This window comes from Mesorhizobium sp. B2-2-4 (genome assembly GCF_006442375.1).
In the GTDB taxonomy this organism is placed as follows: Bacteria; Pseudomonadota; Alphaproteobacteria; order Rhizobiales; family Rhizobiaceae; genus Mesorhizobium.
In genome coordinates this window covers 1-19851 of the sequence record NZ_VFWB01000009.1, presented here as the reverse complement: position 1 = coordinate 19851, position 19851 = coordinate 1, and the positions used below count along the sequence as shown (strand labels likewise).

General features: G+C 62.7%; 12 protein-coding genes. 5 read left to right on the top strand and 7 right to left on the bottom strand.

From position 1 onward, the window contains the following. Window positions 1–42: 42 nt before the first annotated feature. Entirely contained in the window at window positions 43–936 is an 894-nt protein-coding gene (locus tag FJ959_RS22530) for an NAD(P)-dependent methylenetetrahydromethanopterin dehydrogenase (protein ID WP_140566625.1), read from the bottom strand. A 30-nt stretch (window positions 937–966) separates the two neighbouring features. After that, window positions 967–1938 (bottom strand): beta-ribofuranosylaminobenzene 5'-phosphate synthase family protein, encoded by a 972-nt coding sequence (locus tag FJ959_RS22525; protein ID WP_140524695.1) that lies wholly within the window; start codon window positions 1936–1938, stop codon window positions 967–969. Window positions 1939–2095: 157 nt separating this feature from the next. On the opposite strand from FJ959_RS22525, the gene FJ959_RS22520 reads away from it, so the two are divergent. The 5 genes from FJ959_RS22520 (at window position 2096) to FJ959_RS22500 (ending at window position 7031) form a co-directional block, all read left to right on the top strand. Further along, on the top strand, window positions 2096–2476 hold the full coding sequence (locus tag FJ959_RS22520) for a 4a-hydroxytetrahydrobiopterin dehydratase (protein ID WP_140498164.1): 381 nt from the start codon (window positions 2096–2098) through the stop codon (window positions 2474–2476). A gap of 118 nt (window positions 2477–2594) precedes the next feature. After that, the gene (locus FJ959_RS22515; protein WP_140632156.1) at window positions 2595–3701 is read left to right on the top strand and encodes a tungsten formylmethanofuran dehydrogenase; all 1107 of its coding nucleotides are present in this window, start codon (window positions 2595–2597) and stop codon (window positions 3699–3701) included. Continuing rightward, a complete protein-coding gene (locus FJ959_RS22510; RefSeq protein ID WP_140632154.1) occupies window positions 3695–5326 on the top strand; it encodes a formylmethanofuran dehydrogenase subunit A in 1632 nt (543 codons plus the stop codon). Before FJ959_RS22515 ends, FJ959_RS22510 begins: the two co-directional genes overlap by 7 nt. Next, window positions 5314–6222, top strand: a complete 909-nt coding sequence (gene fhcD, locus FJ959_RS22505) for a formylmethanofuran--tetrahydromethanopterin N-formyltransferase (RefSeq protein WP_140557450.1) — start codon at window positions 5314–5316, stop codon at window positions 6220–6222. The genes FJ959_RS22510 and fhcD overlap by 13 nt, the downstream gene beginning before the upstream one ends. Further along, window positions 6219–7031: a formylmethanofuran dehydrogenase subunit C gene (locus tag FJ959_RS22500; protein ID WP_140632152.1), complete on the top strand. Its 813-nt coding sequence runs from the start codon at window positions 6219–6221 to the stop codon at window positions 7029–7031. The genes fhcD and FJ959_RS22500 overlap by 4 nt, the downstream gene beginning before the upstream one ends. Before the next feature lie 123 nt (window positions 7032–7154). Here the strand turns inward: FJ959_RS22500 and FJ959_RS22495 are convergent, their stop codons facing one another. The 5 genes from FJ959_RS22495 to FJ959_RS22475 form a co-directional block, all read right to left on the bottom strand. After that, entirely contained in the window at window positions 7155–7901 is a 747-nt protein-coding gene (locus tag FJ959_RS22495; RefSeq protein WP_140623836.1) for a GGDEF domain-containing protein, read from the bottom strand. 104 nt (window positions 7902–8005) lie between these two features. Continuing rightward, entirely contained in the window at window positions 8006–8692 is a 687-nt protein-coding gene (locus tag FJ959_RS22490; RefSeq protein WP_140524689.1) for a thermonuclease family protein, read from the bottom strand. 19 nt (window positions 8693–8711) lie between these two features. Beyond that, window positions 8712–9911 carry an ABC transporter substrate-binding protein gene (locus FJ959_RS22485; RefSeq protein WP_140632150.1) on the bottom strand — a complete coding sequence of 400 codons (1200 nt, stop codon included), beginning with the start codon at window positions 9909–9911 and terminating at the stop codon, window positions 8712–8714. A 449-nt stretch (window positions 9912–10360) separates the two neighbouring features. Next, the gene (locus FJ959_RS22480) at window positions 10361–10729 is read right to left on the bottom strand and encodes a hypothetical protein (protein ID WP_140498145.1); all 369 of its coding nucleotides are present in this window, start codon (window positions 10727–10729) and stop codon (window positions 10361–10363) included. 26 nt (window positions 10730–10755) lie between these two features. After that, entirely contained in the window at window positions 10756–19839 is a 9084-nt protein-coding gene (locus FJ959_RS22475; protein WP_140632147.1) for a DUF5801 repeats-in-toxin domain-containing protein, read from the bottom strand. Between the last annotated feature and the right edge of the window lie 12 nt (window positions 19840–19851).

Genomic DNA, 19851 nt, shown 5'->3' with positions numbered 1-19851 from the left:
AATGCCCGGCCTGAAATCGCCGCGATCAGCAGAGATCTGGCGCTATTTGGCAATCTCGCGTGCAAGGGAAAACGCTTCCTGGAAATCGAGCGCGATCGTTTTTTCGGATTCGATCATTCTTTTGAAAAGGCCAGACTCGACCTTATATTTGACGTTGCCGATGGCAAGCGGGCCAATCCCGACGACCTTTGCCGCTTCTAGCGGGTCGCCATTGGCATTGACGGCCAATCCTTCGATGCCTGCGGGCGGGACCGCGTTGACGTCGGCGGCGATAAGCAAGCCGCTTCCTCTCAACTGGGCCTTTGAAACCACCTGGACGCCGGCTTTCGCACAAGCCAATATGACCTCACTTGCTTCGACCAGATCGGCTTTCCGGGCATCGCTCGATCCGTCAGCCGCATCGACACCGATCTTGAATCGGCTTTTGATCTCGGCAGCGATCTGCTTCACCCTTTCGATGCCGTCATGGCCGACAAGCGTGACGCGGGCGCCCTCCCTTGCCGCGATGACGGCGGTGCAGAAGCCAACCACGCCGGTGGCGCCGAAAACAGCCACCCTCGTGTCCTTCAGCCCGCGCTCGAATTTCTTCTCCAACGCCTTTTCGACCTTGGCCACCATCGCCGCGGCCGTGGTGAACGAGCCGGCGGGGTCGGCAAATACCGAAACCTGGAAAGGCGGCACCATCGCCTTCTTCGCGGCATCGAACATGTCGAGCGCCAACGAAGCATCCTTCCCGGCGATAAAGATGCCGGTATCGACACCCGCATCCGGCGGGCGCGAAAAGATCGCGTCCTGAACCAGGCCTGTCACCTCACCAAGGTCGACATCGACATAGGGGACCACGCTATCGAAGCCAGCGTCGAGCGCCATGTTCACGTCGAACGGGCTCATGTGCTTCAACGGCGTCAGCATATGCAGGATATGTTTGCGGGCCATTTCTCGCCTTTCTGCTTGGAATCTGAAGCGTCAGCTGCCGACGAGACCGAGTCCGGTCGAACTGATCTTCGCGCCGGAGTTCCTGCCTTTGACGATCTTGATCTGAAGGCCGTCTTCAACGGCTGTCTTCTGAACCGCGCCGACGAATTTGAGCGCGGCGTCATGCGACGGCGCGAAGGCAAACCCTGTGGGTCCCCAGGAACTCTGGCCGATCCCGACGGCGCCCGCTTTATTGAGACGGTGAGCGACCATCTCGACCCGCTTTGAGGTGAACACACCGCCCTGCGCCGGAGCGAAATGGCTGCCGATCAGCATCTGTATCGCGGTGACGGCAGCGCCGAATGCCGCAAGATCGCGCTCGACCAAGGCCGGCATGATACCCATCAGTACCCTCCGGCAGATCTCGCCGCTGCCCGCCGTCGGGAAGGGTGGCAGTGAACGGAACGCCGCGACCTCTGCCTCGCCATGCAGTCCATGCCCGGCATGGTCGAGGATGAGGATGACGCGCCATTCTTCGGGAAACGGCAGCCGCGCCACGACCGGAGGCGGTCCGCCACGCTCGTCCTTGCCCGCGTCGACAATCACGCCGCCGTCTTCGAAACTTGCGATGCCGATTCCAGATCGGCCGCCTCGTTCGAGCAGGGTCGCGTCGCCGGCGACATCGAGAGGCAGGTTGTGGAGCGTTCGCAGTGCCGAGGCGACGGCAAGGGCGATCTGCGTGCCGGACCCAAGGCCGGCGTGACTCGGGATCGACTGTTCGATCACCAAATGGTGCTGGCCGCGAATGCCGAGATGCCTGCAGAGCGTCGACAAGTGCTCACCGGCGCGAACGCTCTCGGAACCTTCGACTATGGTCTCGCCGGACCGCGACAGGGTGACAACGGTTTCGGGTTCACTCAACGGAAGCCCAACGCTGCCAAAGCGACGTCCGGCATCGCCATTGAGATCGAGGAAGCCAAGGTGAAGGCGAGCGGGCACTCGTACGGTAACAAAATTCGACATCTGCCCCCCGATGGGTGCATCATGGATGCATCATGGAAGTTTAGGTGCCCGCCACGATGATAACTGTTTTCGTCGAGGGAGCAAGCCAAAGAGAGTGCATTCATGTTTCTGCTTTGGCCTGTCGTGTTGACGGACCGAGCAATTCGGGGAGGTCGAGATGAGCGAAACGGTCAAGGAGAAGGTCTATTCGGACGCCGAGATTGCCGACCGGCTTGAGAAGGAGTTGCCGAAATGGCGCTACGAAAACGGCTGGATACGGCGCAAATACAAGACCCACAGCTGGAAGTCGACGCTGATGGTCATCAACACGGTTGGCCATCTCGCCGAGGCGGCGTGGCACCATCCCGATATCACCGCTTCCTATGCCTGGGTCGAGGTACGCCTGATGAACCACGCGGCGAAGGGTATCACCGACAAGGACTTCGAGTTGGCGAGAAAGATCGAGGACGTTGTCCAGTGGCAGCCGGCCAAGGAAGGCGGAGCGCTGGAGGGAACTCCGGCGACCGATCAACGCTTCGCTTACATCAAATATGATTAAGCGCGGTCGGAGTTTGTTGATAGCGTATGAAAACATTCGTTAATCTGCTGGCAAGCGGGGTTCACGGCCAATCCAGTTTCGTCTAGGATCGGGCCGGCACCAGAAAGTAGTGTAGCGAATGGCGGTTGCTTGGATAGGCAACCGGGAAGCGCTGGTCGAGCGCGCGGCTGCGCATGCCGCGTCGCTGTTATCGTCAAGCCGGTGCCCGGTTTTCAGCTTTGATACGGACATACACGGCACGAGGGCGGCGATCGCGCTGGCCGAGCGGCTTGGCGCGGCATACGATCACACCGACGGCGCGGCACTTGCCCGAGAGACCCTGCTTTTTACCGACAGGGGCGCGATGACCGTCGCCCCTGGGGAGACGCGCCGGCGTGCCGATATCGTGGTGATCGTGGGCGAACTCGCACAAACCCATCATGACCTTGTTGCCGAACTCGCTAGCACGGTTCCCGATCTCTCGACCAGGCCCGATCTCTCGACCGGGAATGAGCGCGAGTTCTTCCTGGTGGGATCGAACGGGGTGTCCGCGCCGCCGCTGAAAAACGGGCGCAAGGCAACGCTCCTTTCCTGTGGCCAGGCTAGCCTCGGCGCCACGCTGGCGGCGCTGAGGGCGCAGTACAAGGGGCGGCAAACATCGCGACCGGTGTCGAACTTCAACGATTTCGCCAAGGCTCTGGCGGCTGCGCACTTTCCCGTGTTCCTGTTTTCAGGCCATGCCACCGATGGGTTGGCGTTGGAGATGCTGCAGGGGCTGATCGCCGATCTCAATCGCAAATCACGTGCATCTGGCCTTCATCTGCCCGCGAGCGAAAACGGGTGGGGAAGCGTGCTCGCCTCGACCTGGATGACAGGTTTTCCATTGCGCACGGGCTTTGCGCGGGGCTTCCCGGAATTCGATCCCTGGCGTTACGATGTGGCGCGCATGATCGCCGCCGGCGAAGCCGACCTGCACCTGCGGATCTCCGCCACGGTTGCCCAACTCCCGAGAAAAAGGGGACGCATGGCACTGATTGCGCTGGCTAAAACGGAAGAGCCGGTCACAGGCGCCGCGGTCACCATCGCCATTGGCGAAGCTGGAGTCGATCACGATGCGGTTGTCTATTCCAGCCGTACCGGCTCGCTGAAGTCGACTGATACACGCGCTGCTTCGAAATTGCCCTCCGCCGCGACGATCATTCGCCTGGTCGCCAGTCGGGTTTTCGCCGAGGCATTGCCATGCTGACGAAAATTGCCAACGGCGACATCGTCGACCCCGTCAACAGCCGTCTCGGCAAGGGCGACCTGTGGATCAAGGACGGCAAGATCATCGCGGCGCCGGCTGAGGGGATGGCCGACCGGACCATCGAAGCCGCCGGCTGCATCGTGATGGCGGGCGCCATCGACATCCACTCCCACATTGGCGGCGGTAACGTGAATACCGCGCGGCTTCTCTTGCCCGAACAGCATGCCGCCCATCAGGCCCGACCGGCGACCACGCCGCTCTCCAATGCCGGCTGGTCGACCTTCCAGACCGGCTGTCTCTACGCCAAGATGGGCTTCACGACGGTCGTCGAACCGGCGATGTCGCCGGGATCTGCACTCCACACCCATCTCGAGTTGGCCGACATCCCGATCATCGACAAGGCGACGCTCGCCATTCTCGGCAACGACGACTTCCTGCTGTCAATGATCCGTGACGCCGCCACACCTCAAATGATCGAGGACTATGTCGCCTGGACGGTCGCCTCGACGCGAGCGCTCGGGGTCAAGGTGATCAACGCCGGTGCAGCGGCCGCCTTCAAGGAAAACGCACGCACGTTCGCGCTGGACGATGTGGTGCCTTCCTACGGCGTCAGCTCGCGCAACATCGTCAAGACGCTGCAGGCCGCCGTCGACAATCTTGGCCTGCCGCATCCTTTGCATGTCCATTGCAACAATCTGGGCATCCCCGGATCTGCGGACACGGCGGCCGCGACGATTGCGGCGGCGGATGGGCTGCCGATGCACCTCGCCCACCTCCAGTTCTATGGCTATGGCACGGAAGGAAAGCGCAGATTTTCCTCCGCCGCCGCGCGGCTTGCCGAGCTTATCAACACGACTCCGGAAGTCACCATCGATATCGGTCAGGTGATGTTCGGCCAGACGGTCACGGTCTCCTCCGACGTCATGCGGCAGTTCTCGGCGCGGGGCAGTGCGCATCCGAAAAAGTCCGTCATTCATGACGGGGATGGCAATGGCGGCGGCATCGTGCCCTACAGCTATGGCAAGGACTTCTATGGCACGATGCAGTGGGCGATCGGGCTCGAGCTTTTTCTCCTCATCGACGATCCCTGGCGTGTGTTCTTCACCACCGATCACCCCAACGGTGCACCCTTTACCGCTTATCCGGCTCTGTTCGAGCTGCTGATGAGGCGGGAAGCACGCACCGAAATGGCCGCTGGACTTTCACGATCCGCCTTAGCGCTCTCTACCCTGTCCGCAATCGACCGCGAATACACGTTCGAGGAAATCGCCATCATGACGCGTGCAGCGCCGGCCAGGCTGCTCGGGTTGACGGATCGAGGCCATCTCGGCGTCGGCGCGATCGCCGACATCGCTGTCTATCGCAGGAACGAAAGTATCGCGAAAATGCTCGGACAGGCGGCTTATGTTTTCAAGGATGGCGATCTCGTCGTGCAGGACGGGGAGATCATCCATTACCGCTGGGGCAAGGCCCTCAGGCTTAATCCACCTGTGGACAAGGCGATGGTGCGGCGTCTGGAGGACTATCACCAGCAGCGCTACGGCCTGTCCTTGGATTGGTTCAATTTCCCGGATTCCGCTATTGCGCGTGAACAGCCATTCGGCGAGGTGCCATGCCGAACGTGAGCGTAAATGGCGTAACGATCGACGATACTTTTGCCGAAGCCTTTGGGATGCGGGCAACCGCCATCATCATCACCGCGCCGAACCGGAAATGGGCACGGCAGGCGGCGATCACGATGACCGGCTTCGCCACCTCGGTAATCGGTTGCGGCTGCGAAGCGGCAATCGATGCCGACCTGCCGCCGTCAGCCACCCCGGATGGCCGGCCCGGCTGCCGCGTGATGATCTTCGCGATGGGAACCGATGAATTGCAGAAGCAACTGCTCAATCGCGTCGGGCAGTGTGTTTTGACTTCGCCGGGCTCCGCCTGCTTTGCCGGGCTGGAGGGCAGCGCTAAGCTCAAGCTCGGTTCGGCACTGCGTTATTTCGGCGACGGCTGGCAAATCTCCAAGAAGATCGGCGACAGGCATTTCTGGCGCATTCCCGTCATGGATGGTGAATTCCTCTGCGAGGCAACAACCGGACTGACGAAGGAAGCCGTCGGCGGCGGCAATTTCTTTGTCATGGCCGAAAGCAGCGCCAACGCATTGGTCGCGGCCGAGGCCGCGGTCGCCGCGATCGGAATGGTGCCCGGTGCCATCGTGCCGTTCCCGGGCGGCATCGCCCGTTCGGGTTCCAAGATAGGTGGCAAATACAAGGGCATGATCGCCTCGGCCAACGAAGCCTACGCGCCGACACTGCGCGGTGTGGTTGCGAGTGAGCTAGGCCCCGACATCAACGCCGTCCTGGAAATCGTCATTGATGGTGAGACCAATGATGCCGTTGCCGCGGCGATGAAGGCCGGCATCAACGCCGTCATCCAGATCGGACCGAAGAAAGGCGCGGTTCGCATCGGCGCCGGCAATTACGGCGGCAAGCTCGGTAAGTTCATCTATTCGCTGAAGGATATGTTGCCATGAAGGCGCTGACCTTCACTCTTGTTGCCGAACCGCCTGAGCGCCTCGACCTGTCGCCGCTGACGCCGGAGCGGCTTGCTGGGAGCGAAAGACGGGATATCGAAAAAATCCGGATCGGCATGTCGAAGCACGGATCGAAGGTGGGCGACATTTTTCGCCTCGCCGGCAGCGATCCGCTAAGCATCGTGTTCGAAGGAGGAAGCGCGCGTCTCGACCGGGTGGCGCAAGGCATGGGAGGTGGATCGGTTCGCGTGATCGGCAATACTGGCGCGCAGGCCGGGCGCGCCATGCGCAGCGGCAAGCTGACGATCGAAGGCAATGCGGGGCCGCACGCCGGCTCTGGCATGCGCGGCGGCAGGCTGGAGATAACAGGCAATGCCGGCGATCACCTTGGTGCGCCGCTCGTCGGCGAACTGGCCGGCATGAATGGCGGCGTGCTGATCGTCAGGGGCAGGGCGGGCGCCTTCGCCGCGGACCGGATGCGGCGCGGTCTGATCTCGGTGCTGAAAGGCTCGGGCGACTATGCCGGCAGCCGCATGATCGCAGGCACGCTGGTGGTAGCCGGTGGCATCGGTGAAATGCCCGGCTACCTGATGCGTCGCGGTTCGATCCTTCTTGATCGCGCGCCAGGACATCTGTCGCCGAGCTTCGTCGAGTGTGGCGCGCCCGAGAGCGTTTTTGCCACCGTCATCGATCGTCATCTGATCGCCGAAGGCATTTTGAAACGGCCGCTGCTGGGGAGCGCACCACATAAATATGGCGGCGACAACGCGGTGCTTGGAATGGGCGAGGTTCTCTTTCCGCGCCGATGAGGTTTCCGGCAACGAGATCGATCAAGTGCTTGTGCCTGTCGAGCGGCCCTGCTCGCTGAGCTTTAGGAATGTGTCCAAACGTCGATTTGCCGCCAGCTATTGGCTTCGTCCCGTTACACCTGGCTACTGGAGACCTGTAGGGCGCGTTTCGGCGGATGCGCGGGCGGATAATTGCGCTTCCGCTGAGCGAAACATGTCCTCGAATCCAAGCTCGGTTTCAAACACGGTGCTTCCCAGGCTGATCGCCAGAACGTCCTCGGTCCCCTTGGGCGCGAAATAGACCCGCGCGACGCTTGCCCGAATGCGCTCGCCAATTTCCGCGGCCTCCGCTTCGGTCGTACCTGGAAGAAAGACTCCGAACATCGATGTTCCTATGCGACCTACCATATCCTCCTTGCGGACCGAAGACTGAATGGCCGATGCGACGAGCCGCAAGGCCTCATCGCCCCAATCTGGGCCGAAGCGAAGATTTATGGAGCGAAGGTGTTCGGCATGAATCACCAGGAAGGCGCCCGAGCGCGGCCCTGGCGCTGACGGCCTGGCCGCGCGCCGCTCGACCATCGAGGTGAAAACCGGGCCGTTCAGGCAGCCTGTCACCCTGTCATAGGTCTCGGCCCTGTTGAGCTCCCGCCGGTAGCCGCGGATCTGGGCCTGCTTCAAGCCGATCAATACGAAAAGCGGCAGACCGATGATCAGAGGCAGCAGCACCGCAGTGACCATGCTGCGCCCGAACGGCGTCAAGACATCGCTGAACAACAGCAGGTAATTGAGGCCCACTGAGAGGGCAAGGCTGCCAACGGTCCCCAGGAAGGCGAGCCACGCGACACCCTTCCATACCGGCTCGGTGGCGGTCGTTTCGGCTTGTGCCATTACCAATCTCCTGTCAGATCGGCGAGCATAGCGCCGGCATGCGCAATTTCAGTTGCGGCAAACCATACAATTTGATCGATGTGCGAATCGTGAATCGATTTCGCCTATCGCGGCGGGCCGAAAACTCCCACCTCCGCGTCCTCGGCGACTGCTTGCGCCTTGCCATAGATGCCGGTGGGCAGCGCGATCGCCCAGCCGTTGGACACAAGCCAGGCGCCGACATCCTGCTTGCCAAGGCTACACGGCGCGGCAATGGCAAAACGTTCGATCTCCGGCGGCATGAAGCACTTCAGCGCGCGCCCACGCAGCCAGGAGTTGAAGGCGGCGCGTGCGCGCTGGCCGCAGGACCAAGCGACATCGTGAAACGAGCAGGTGGCTTCCGGTTCTATGCTGGCCACACCACTGACGGCCACTTTGCGTCCCATGGATTCGAAAGTCGCCGATGACGTTGCCATTGGCCGGAAGAGCAGGGTTTCGCGCCAGTCATCTGGCATGGGCGTTTTAGGGGGCACGGCGAGGCCGAGGTCGCCGAGCGGCGGCCGGGCTTCGATCCGCTCGATCTCGGGCAGGTCAATCGACGGCAGCGCGACAATGCCCTCGGCAACCCTGCGCGCTTCTCGCCATCTTCCGTCGAGAACAGTCGTCTGCGACCGGGCTGGTTGCCCGGCATTCTCGACACGAGTCCCAAGGGCAGGCCTGTCGGTCGCAAGCAAGGCTCCGGCATGCATGATCAGGGCAATCCCGAACAGCAGCTCGAGGCCTCCGACCGTAATGACCAGGCGGGCCAGCACAGCGTTCGTTACCGGACGGTCAGAACCCCGAGGTCGATTTGGCAACCAGTTTGAGCGCACCCTTTTCTATCCGATAGAATGGCATCGATCTTTGGCTGGATCCATCGGCGCGAAAGCGGAACAGGCCGGTCGATCCGCGAAATCCACTCGGATTTTCGAGCACCTGTTTGCTGAAACCGTCAGGTCCGACCGCGCTGGCAATTCCTGCAGTCAGCGCAACCATATCATAAGCGTAGGCTACGTTGACGTCGGCGGGATAATTGTATGTCGTCCTGAAGCGATCGGCGATCGGCCCGGTTTCACCCGGATCGAGCGTTGCGATATAGGCTCCCTCGAACGATGGTTCCATGGGATGCTCCAGCCAACGGCTGGTTCCGACGACGGAGGTCGCCTTACCCGCAATGCCCTTTGATTTGAGGGCGGCAAGGATAGGCGAGGGGCTGGCATCGCCGCTGGCAATGATGACCGCGTCGGGAGTGTCCACGAGCGAGGCCATTTCGTCGACCGCCTTGGCGGCGCCGTCGCCGGCCGAATATGGAACGGTGACGGCGAGCGTCGCGCCATAGATGCTGAGACTGTTGGCGACCCGCTTCTCGACCGTGCTGGCGTTCGAGCCACCCGCGACAAACAGTACGAATTTTTTTCCGCCTTTCGCGGCGATGCCTGCGGCGCCCGCCGCCGCACTGTCCGCTTCGCTGAGGCGCACGGCATAAACACCGGCGCCGCCCGCGAAATTGTCGGCAAGCGCCAGCACGGGCGGCCGCTTCGATCCCGACAATGTGGCGATATGCTGGGCTGCCGGCAGTTCGGTCGGCCCGATGACGACTTTCGTGCCGGTCGTCAGGGCTTGCAGCGCCAATTTGCCGGCCTGTGCGTTGTCGCCCTTGGTGTCCTCCACGGTCAGCGTAAGCAATCCATTGCCGATATCGGTCATCGCGAGCTTGGCGCCATCGAGCATTTTGCGGCCATTTTGCCCCGCCGATCCCGGGGCGGATAATGGCAGCAGCATGGTAATTTTCGTCGAACCGGTACCCAGCGACTGGGTTGCCTCGACCGGGCCGGCGGCCGCGGCGCCGTCCTGCCCGGCAGGCGCGGCAATCGCCGCCGGATCGAGCGCTTCGGTAACGCCCCCCTTCGACTGGCAGCCCGACAATACCGCGGCGAGCGCGAAGGCGGTTGCCCAAATCTTCAGCCCACGGACCCGTCGGCCAGCTTCCATGATTGTCCCACCCTGTTCACCGCCGGCTTATTATTCCCGGTCTGGTCTCCGACGCATGTTACGGCGAACTGGTCGTGCCGTCCTGTTTTTCTTCAGCCGCCGAAGAGCCGGGCCCTCAGCGCCCCCGTCGCGCTTGCCCTGAGAAGGTATCGCGGTCCGACGAAAACGCGGAAACGCCGAACGTCGCCATCGGCAACGGCACGGTCGGCTGATAGCTCGCGAACGCCTTGAATGTCTGTCGCATACCACACTGCGGTTGCGTCACAATGGGATCGGCTGCGCCGAGCCGGACGACGGAGGTTGTGCCATGGGAGGCTGCTCCAGCCGGTCGGCGCAAGCCAGCGTGACGACTTGGCCAATGCCGGCCAGGGCGATCGTTGCGGCGATCGCCTTCAGGAGTTGATCCGTCCGCTGCCATGGTGGCCAACAGGCGCAGGTTGCCTATCCGGTCAGTGCATGTACTCGACCATGCGATCGTGGAAACACTCGCATTTGTTGAGCGTGTCCTCGTCCTTGTAGTTCGTCTTCAGATAGCCGTAAGCCATGCCGCAGGCGACCTTGGCTTCCGAGGCCCAGACGAAAACCGGCCGGGACGAATTGATCCACTCCGAGCTGTTTGCGACGGCGACCGACTCGTCCATCAGCTTCACCACCTGATCCCTGAGATCGACGATGTTGTCGTTCAGCACCAGGTTGGAGGTGCCGACGACACCGCAATAATCGCCCGTGGGTCCTTCGATGATGTCGGCGGCATTGAGGCCCGTCGACAAGATCGACAGCAGACCGGCCCCGAAAGCCACCCGCAAGATTCTGTTCATGTTGCTCACCCCGTTCCTTTCGCCCCTTAGGCCACGTCCTGCTTGGTACCATGGCTGTCGTCATAGAGTATTTTGACTGCTTCGGCTGCACTGTGGAACGTATAGTTCTCCAGCACCGCCACCGTGTGATAGTTGTCGCCGCCGCCATTGGTGTCGACCTTGACCTCGGCGTTCGCCGCATTGGCGGAGGACTGCGCGATCTCCACGAAGCCGCCGGCTTCGAGATCGGTGACGCCGGCCAGGCCCTTCAGCAATGCCGTAAGATCGATCTGGTCACCCTTGGCCCCGTCATGGAAGTCGGCGATCAGGTCGGTCACCTCGAGAGAGCCGATGGCGAAGGTCTTCGTGCCGTCGGAGGCGACGGTCGGCTGTGCGGGGGCACCGAGCGAGGTGTCGAGTTCGACCTCGACATAGTTGCCGGTGGTGCCGTCCGCCATCTGGAACGTGCCGTTGCCTGTCACGGTCTGCCCGTCGATTTCGCCCACGGCCGGGCTGGCCGCCGTGCTGATGGAGACGATACCGTTATCCGCGAGGTGCGACAATTCCCCGGCATCGCTGGCGCCGTTGGTATTGGCGTCCTTCCAGATCAGCAGGCTGTCGAAGGCGGCGTCATTGTGATCGATGACGCCGTCATGATTGCCATCGAGCGAGGCGAGTGCCGCCGCCCCGCTGGCGAACTTGCCGCCGCCGAAGCTCGGCGTGAACAGTTCCGTGCCGTCGTCGATCTTGCCGTCATGGTTGAGATCGACCGCCAGCATGCCGTCATTCGAGGTGTTCCAGGCGACCTGATCCTTGTGCCCGTCCGCGTTGATGTCGAACTGGACGCCGTGGCTGACGTCCGAGAAGGCGAAGCCATCATGGTTTAGGTCGAGGATGATGGGGTCGGCTGTGCTGTTGTGGACGACAAAGTCCGTGTTGGTGATGGCGGTTAGCTGTCCCAGTGAAGTGATATTGTTGAATGTTGCGATCTGGGTACGACCACCGACGGTGCTCCAATCGGCATCGAACCACAATTCGCCGTGGAGAGTCGTGGAATTGAAGACGAGCACATAGGCATTGGCTGCCACCGCGACCGTCGCCGCGGCGATCTGCGTTGGGGTCTGCATCGCCGTGATCTGGATGATGTGTGCGGAGTCCGCGGCGGTGATCGCGGCGATCGAACCCCGGAAGGCGAAGTCGGCGGCATTGAGAACAGCGGCGGCGGACGTTCCCGTCGTGTTGACGAAATTGACGCTGCCGCTGCCGTTCATGCCGGCGTCCAGCAGGCCTATCTTGTCCGTCCCCGCAGCAAAATCCGTGATGGTGTCTGTTCCGGTGTTGGTCGCCATCCGGAATTGGTCGGCACCTGCGCCGCCGGTCAGCGTGTCGTTGCCGCCACCACCGATGAGCAAGTCGTTGCCCGTGCCTCCGATCAACGTATCCGCGGTCGATCCGCCGGCAAGGACGTTGTTGACGCTGGCAGCAGCGTTGAACGTGTGATCGCCATCGACCGTGACGCCGATCGTAGCAGTAGCGCTGTCATTGTCGTGATCGGTGACCGTCACGTTGAAAGTGAGGTCCTTGGTTCCGCTGTTATCGACAGTCGTGACGCTGACAAGCTGAACCTTGTTGTTGTTGGCGCTGATATCGTAGAATTCGATGTAGTCGATGAACTTCGTGTTCGTGCTGGAAGGTATGGTAATTCCGGCCGCCGAAGGCTGGAACTTGGCGGATGCGATGGATCCATCCGTGTAGTGGATCACATAGGCCATCGAGTTGGCGTCGGCGGCGTCAAAACTGAATGTCGCGGCCGTCACATTTGTCGACGCGGCCGCTGGCGGAGCGAACGTCCCAGCTCCATCGTAATCGGTCACACTGCCGAAATCGAATCTGAGCAACTCCCCATTGTTGAAGTTGGCGTTCTGGACACCCCAACCCCCAGTGGAACCGTTGACCTGGTCGAACACGATGCCGGTTGTGGCCGTGGTCCCACCGGCGGCCATCCAGGCATTGAGGTCAAACGAACCACTGGTATCCCAACCACTGACGATCGACAGTTGTGCTCCGCCGCTGGCGGTCAGTTGCTGATAGTCATGCGGTCCGGACCCGAATGAGGAGCCGCCGATCAGCGTATTTGCGTGGAACGTGTCGAGCGGTGTCAGCTCGGTGAATTTATAGGTTCCACTGGTCGGATCGACCGTCAGGGTAAAGACGTTGTTCTGCGAGTGGTCGGAGCCCGTATAGGCCACCAGGGTCTCGGGGTGGGTGGGATCGACATAGTAGTGAACGGCGTTTCCACCCACTGTCAGACCAACCGGATCGGCATTGCCCGCGAGGCTCGCCGTGAGGGGGTGATCGGCGCCGCCGTCGATCGGCAACTGTCCGGTGATTGAGATGTTGGCTTCGTTCGACACCGTGCCGTGGTCGATGGTCCCAAGCGTCGGAACATCGTCGCCGATCGTCATGGTCAAGGTCTTGGCCGCGGTGGTCCCATCTGCGTCAGTGAGGGTGACCGTGACGATGCCGCTGTCGGTGGTAGCTCCCGCGTCATGCTGGTAGGCTGCGGTCTGCGTGAACAAATAGGCGCCGGTCACCTCATTGAGGGTAAGCACCCAGGCCGCGCTCGTCAGCGTCAAGACCTTCTGACCGGCGATGATCGTTTCCGAAGCGACAGCCGAACCCAGGCCGCCATCGTAAATATAAGCGAATGGCGTGGTTGCGTTCTCTCCGTCGCCGCCGAAGTTGAAACTCATCGAGCCGGTCTGGTTCTGCGCGACGAAAGCATCCACATTGGAATTGACGATATTGTCATCGCCGGCCGCATCGTTTGTCGCTGATGTCGCGGCCGTCAATGAAGGCGAGCTGTTGATGACGGAAATCGTCAGGGTTGTGACCGATGTGTCGCCATCGCCGTCCTTGAGCGTATACGAGAACACGTCCGTGCCGGACGAATTGGCGTTGGCCGTATAAGTGTAGCTGCCATTGGCGCCCAGAACCAGCGTGCCAAGCGCGGTCGAAACGCTGGTTCCGACACCTGTGCCGTTGACGATCGGTGTGCCGACGTTTCCGGCCACGACGCCCGTGATCGAGGCGCCGTCGGCTCCAAGCGCGTCCGCTCCTGAGTTGGTGGTACCCACGCCGGTAAGCACATTGCCGGTCGCAGTGCCCGCAAGCGTGCTGTCGGTATCGGCGTGCGCCGTCGGCACGTCGTCGGAGACGGTGACGGTGACGGTACCGGTGGCCTGGGTGCCGTCGGTGTCGGTGGCGACCACACCGACATGGCCCAGAGCGACCAGATCGTCGAGATTGATGACGGGGTGTGCGTCGTAGTTGTCGTTCAGCGTCGCCGTCACCGCCGCCACATTGCCGGCAACCGACAGGTCGAGCGTCACCACCGTCACGCCGCTGCCCGTGTCCTTGCCGACGATCTGGGTGTCTGACATCCGCTCCCAGGTCAGGTTCGTATTGCTCAGCCCGCCTAGGTCCGTGCCGAAGGCGATCGAGGCGATCGCGTCGGAACCCGGCGTGAAGGTGATCGAGTTATGGTCGCTCGTCGCACCCGGCGTCGAGCCGTCGGCGAGGTTCTGGTCGTCGAGCGCCAGCGTGATCGGATCACCTGCGGCCGGGCCTGCGCCGTCGGTGATGGTGAAGGCAAGCCCCGCCGTCGAGGTGTCGCCGTCGCCGTCCGTGACCGTGTAGGTCGCGTTGACCGGCACGGCGCCGCCGCCATTGTTGACCGAGGCATCGGCCGTGAACGAATAGGAACCGTCGGCCTTCACCTTGATGGTGCCCGCGCCGATGTCGATCGCATCAGTCCAGCCGTTGAGGCCGAACGTCAGCGCCGTGCCGTTGATGTGCGTCACCATCGCGCCGTCGGCGCCGGTGACGAAGTCCAGCGTGCCCGTCACCGTCGCGCCTTCCGCAACTGCCTGCGAGGCCTCCGCCGATGCCGTCGGCACGTCGTCCGACACCGTCACGTTGACCGTGCCCGTTGCCTGGGTGCCGTCGGTGTCGGTGGCGACCACGCCGACATGGCCGAGGTCGACCAGATCGTCGAGAGTGATGTCGGGATGCGTGTCGTAATTGTCGTTCAGCGTCGCCGTCACCGCCGCCACATTGCCGGCAACCGACAGGTCGAGTGTCACCACCGTCACGCCGCTGCCCGTGTCCTTGCCGACGATCTGGGTGTCGGACATCCGCTCCCAGGTCAGGTTCGTATTGCTCAGCCCGCCTAGGTCCGTGCCGAAGGCGATCGAGGCGATCGCGTCGGAACCCGGCGTGAAGGTGATCGAGTTATGGTCGCTCGTCGCACCCGGCGTCGAGCCGTCGGCGAGGTTCTGGTCGTCGAGCGCCAGCGTGATCGGAGCGCCCGCCACCGGGCCCGCACCGTCGGAGACCCCGAACGTCACCTGCCTGGTGACCGTGTCGCCGTCCTTGTCGCTGACCATGTAGCTGAAGGTCTCGGTCACCGTGCTGGCGCTGGTGACGTTGGCCGGCGCGGTGTAGATCAGATGGCCGGCGCCGTCGATCGACAGCGTTCCGCCGGTCGTGCCCTGGTTGGTGAAGGCCAGGCCTTGCAGCGTTCCCTGCAACCCGTCGGCGCCCGCGCCGATGCCCAGCAGCATCACCGCATCGCCAATGTCGTGCGCGCCGCTGCCCTCGGCGAAGGCCGCTCCCGTGTAGTTCGAAGCCATCGGAGTATCGTCATCGACGTTGATCGTCAGCGAACCGGGTACCGTGTCGCCATCATGGTCGGTGGTCGTGTAGCCGACCGTGAATGCCACGTCGTTTTCGTCGCCGCCGGCAGGGTGATCGATCGCATGAAGCTGCGTGACCGTGTAGGCGCCGGACGTAGTGTCGGCAAGATGCACCTTCAGTACATCGACAACGACGCTGTTCTGCACCTGGCTGATGATCAGGTCGGTTCCCGAGTTCGAGGTCACCGAGAACCCGCCCGCAGCCGGCAGCGTTGCACCGGTGAGCAGCATCGTACCGGCGCCGTCGGCGCCATAGGTGTGACCAAGCGTACCGGATGTGTGGGCTGTGTCGGGAGTGACATCGCCGGTGCCGCCGGCATTGCCGGCCAGCGCATCGTCATCAAGCTGAACCTGTGCGTTCATCGACGCCGTCGGCACGTCGTCCGCGACATTGACCGTAAAGCTCTGGGTGACGGAATCGCCGTCGCCGTCGATGGCCTTGACGGTGAAGCCGAGCGGCAGCGAGGCGTCGCTGCCGCCGGTGTGGTCGTGGTCAAGCGGCTGCCAGAGGGTGAAGACAAAGGTCGGGGTGCCCATGCCGTTCAGGGTCACCATGAAGACGGGATTGGATACGGTGTCGCCTTGCTTGAAGGCGACGAGTTCCTCATCGACGCCATTGGCGGCAAGACGGACTGTGTACTCCAGCGAAACGCCGCCCGAGGTCAGCTCTTCGGGCGCCATGAGAGTGTTGCCGGGACCGCGCGCGAATTCGAGATGGCTCGATCCCTTGTCGTCCGCATTCCAGTCGATATTGAGATTGCCTGATGTCGGCTGTACCAGGGGCAGCAGGCTCTCCGGCACATTGCCCGTACCCGCAGGGCTGGTGACGACCGGAATGTCGTCGGTGACATGCACGGTGAAGGCGGACGACGTGCTGTCGCCATCCGAATCCGTCGCGTTGAAGCCGAAGGACAGGGCCTTGCCATTGTGGTCGGCCCCAGCCGGATGGTCGATATTGTCTTCCAGGTTGAACGAATAGTTGCCGTTCGTCTGATCGTTGATCGACACGGTGAAGATGGTGCGGATGACCGAGTTGTGCGTGGCGGTCGCCGTCAGCACGGTGTCGTTGCTGGACAGAGTGTAGGTGATGGCATCGCCGTTGGACGTCAGGCCAGCCTGGACGCCGGCCAACGCCGGATTGAAGGCAACCGACCGGTCGTGAATGCCGCTGTTGGGATTGGCGTCGTCGGCTCCCCACGAGATTCCCAGCGAGCCGGTCGCGGAGGCCGCGTTGAATGCGTTTGTGGAACCCGCTGCGGTGCTTTCCGCCACGGTGGTCTCCGCCGCAACGATCACTGGCCTGTCATTTTCGACCACAATGTTCAACGTGCCGGCCAGGTTGACGCTGTCGCCGTCGAAGTCGGTCGCCTTGAAGAGCGAGCCGATGTCGATCGCCGTCGTTCCGCTGTCGCCGGAATTGAGGCTATGGTCGAGGTGATCGAGCAGCGTCAGCGTAAAGGTGCCGTTGTTGTTATCCGCAATCGTGAACACGGTGCGACCGTCCGCCGCGACGCCATCGACGGCATCGACACCCACAACGAAATGAACCGCCGATCCCCCCGACGACACGCCCGCCTGAGTTCCATTCTTTTCGACGTTGAAGGAGAAAGTCGCGTCGTCATCAGCGCCGATGGAAAGCAGTGGGACGAAGGCTGATGCCCCAAACGTAACCGAGGTTGGCTGGCTGCCGCCTTCCGAATTTCCGCTCGACAGGCCGGTCAGCGTGTCTTCGTAGACGGTCGGAAGAGTGGCGCTGCCGTTCAGCGCTACCGGAATGTCGTCCTCGATGCCGATGGTGAAGACGCCGCCGCTGCTGGTGGTGGTCGACGTATAGAGGAAATTTTCGGCGCGGATCTTGTCGCCGCTGTCGAGATCGAAGCGGATCACCAGATGGTCGAACGTGCCCGCCGGGTCGATCGTGACGACGGAGCCGTTGGCCGGCACGGTCATCGTTCCTGTCTGGAAACCGGAGCTGCCGGAAACCGGCACGCCGGCGCCATTGTAGGCTTCCCAGGAAATTGTGCCCGAACCGTTGCCGTTGATGGTGAAGCTCACCGCGTCGGTGCCTGGCCGCGAGAAGATGAAGCCCTCATTGTCATGGATATGATTGTCGCCGATGCCGACGCCCTGACCCGAAACGTTGAAGGAATCGCTCCCGGCGCCATTGTTGAAATCGTGAGCCAAGGCTCCATTGAACGTTAGTCCGTCGAACGTAACGCCGCCCACGGTATAGGTGCCGTAATGGCCGGAATGCAGACTCAGGCCTGTCGTGGCTGTGGTGGTCGTCGTCTCGCCGGTGATCGCGATCGTGTCGCCGTCGGCGTCGGTGAACTGGAGCGCATGTGTGAAGTCGAGCACCAGCTTCTGGTTGTCATCGTTGGCGGGGGAGTTCGGCAGGTGGTCGATCTGATCCAGCAAGGTGAAGGTGTAGGTGCCGTTCGGCTGGACATCGAGGGTGAAGACTTTGCGGTCGCCCGCATCGAGGCCGGGTGTTCCGCTCTCGACATAGCCGGTCAGCACCGTGCCGTCGACGTGGTAGACGATCGCCTCGCCCTTCGATGTCGCCGCCGGCAGGCCAGCGGGGTTCTGGATCAGCGAGAAGGAACCGGGTTCGTCCGCCCCGGCGGAGACCAGCGAGCTCAGCGAACCGGTCGCGACCGTGCCGAGGCCATCTCCGTCGGGATTGCCGACGGAATGACCATTCGAGTTCGCCAGCAAAAGCGCGTCCTCGCCGACATTGCCGGAGACGGTGGCGCTGGTCTGCACCGGAATGTCGTCGAGGACCTGGATCAGGAAGGTCCCGGCGCCAAGGGAGATGGAGTCGCCGTCACCGTCGGTCGCGACGATATACGAGGAAAGATCGATCGGGCTCGTCAGCTGGTTTTCACCATTGTCTCCGGCCTGGCCGTCCAGCGCCGGATGATCGATCTGGTCCTTGAGCGTGAAGACGTAGGAGCCGTTGGCCCCCACGGTCAGCTGGAAGATCTCGCGGTCGCCGGCCGAGAAGCCGGCGCCGTTTCCTGCCTCGGCATAACCATGCAAGGTGCTCCCATCGGATACGATGAGCACATGCGCGCCCTGCGACGTAAGGCCGGAATCCGCCGGCACGGCCGTCGAGGCAAGATGAAACGCCTGGGCGCCCGGGCCGTCGGCGCCGAAGTCGACGAGCGCGGTCAGCGCGCCGGCAGCGCCCGTGACGGTCGCGGAAAGGCCGATCGCTCCCGTCTCACCCGGCCTGCCGGCATCTGGGTTGTGCCCGGCAAGCCCGTCTTCGTCGACATTCGCCGTGATCGAGGCGGTTCCGACGGCCTTCGGCCCGTCATCCTCGAAGACGATGGTCTGGGAGATGTCGGCGCTTTGTGTGACGTGGTCGCCGTCGCCATCGGTCGCCGTGACGGTGACCGAGACCGAACCGGCGCCGAGCGCGATGCCCTCGTCGTTGCTGCTGGTGTCGGGATGCTGGAGCGAGACGTATTGCGCAACCGCGACCTGGCCGGTGGCGGCATCGACATGCAGCGCGAAGGCGACCTTGTCGGTGGCGGTAGCGCCGTTGTTGTTGGCATCATAGACGCCGATGATGTGGCCGTTGCCGTCGTTGAACAGCGAGATTGCGTGGCCATCGGTGGTCTTCAGGCCGGAATCCACGCCCGTATTGCTGGCAAGGGTGAGCGCATAGACGAGCGAAGCTTTCGCTGCCGGTCCGTCGGCGCCGAACAGCGCCGTGGCGTTCACGACGCCGCCGCTGCCTTGCGCATATTGGTGCAGCGGCATGTCGGGATCGGTCCCGGCATTGACGCCGGCAAACAGGGCCGCCACGGCAGGATCGGTGGTGTCGTCGGAATCGGCATCGACACCTGCGGTCTCGTCGATAACGATGATGTCGCCGACCTTGATGTTGGCAAGGAAGGTGCCGGTGTTGTCGCCCGCTTCGCCGATTTCACGGAACATCAGTGAGTTGTTCCCGCCGACCGCCGTGACGTCGATGGCGATGGTCTGCATGACGCCCGACGTGGGATCATAGATTCCGACCGAGACGCCGTTCCACAGCACTTCGAGCTTGGCGCTGTGTAGGAGGCTGGTGTCGTTGGCGGCGCCGATCTCGAAGGAGATGCGGTATTCGCCGGCGCTGAGCAGCATGGTCTGCGAGATCTGGATGTTGCCGGGGCTGGCCTCAAGGTCGACCATAACACTGTTGGTCGGACTGTCGGCGCCGCGATAGCCGTCACCGACCTTCTCCAGTTCGACGCTGGTGGCGCCGTGGGTTTCCGAGGCCTCGATGGTCCAGGCTCCGGCCGTGCCCGTGGTGTTCGTGCCGCTGCCCGCACCCCAGGCGTCGCCATTGGGGACGAAGCCGTCCAGGAACAGGCCGTTCAAGGCACCGTTCGG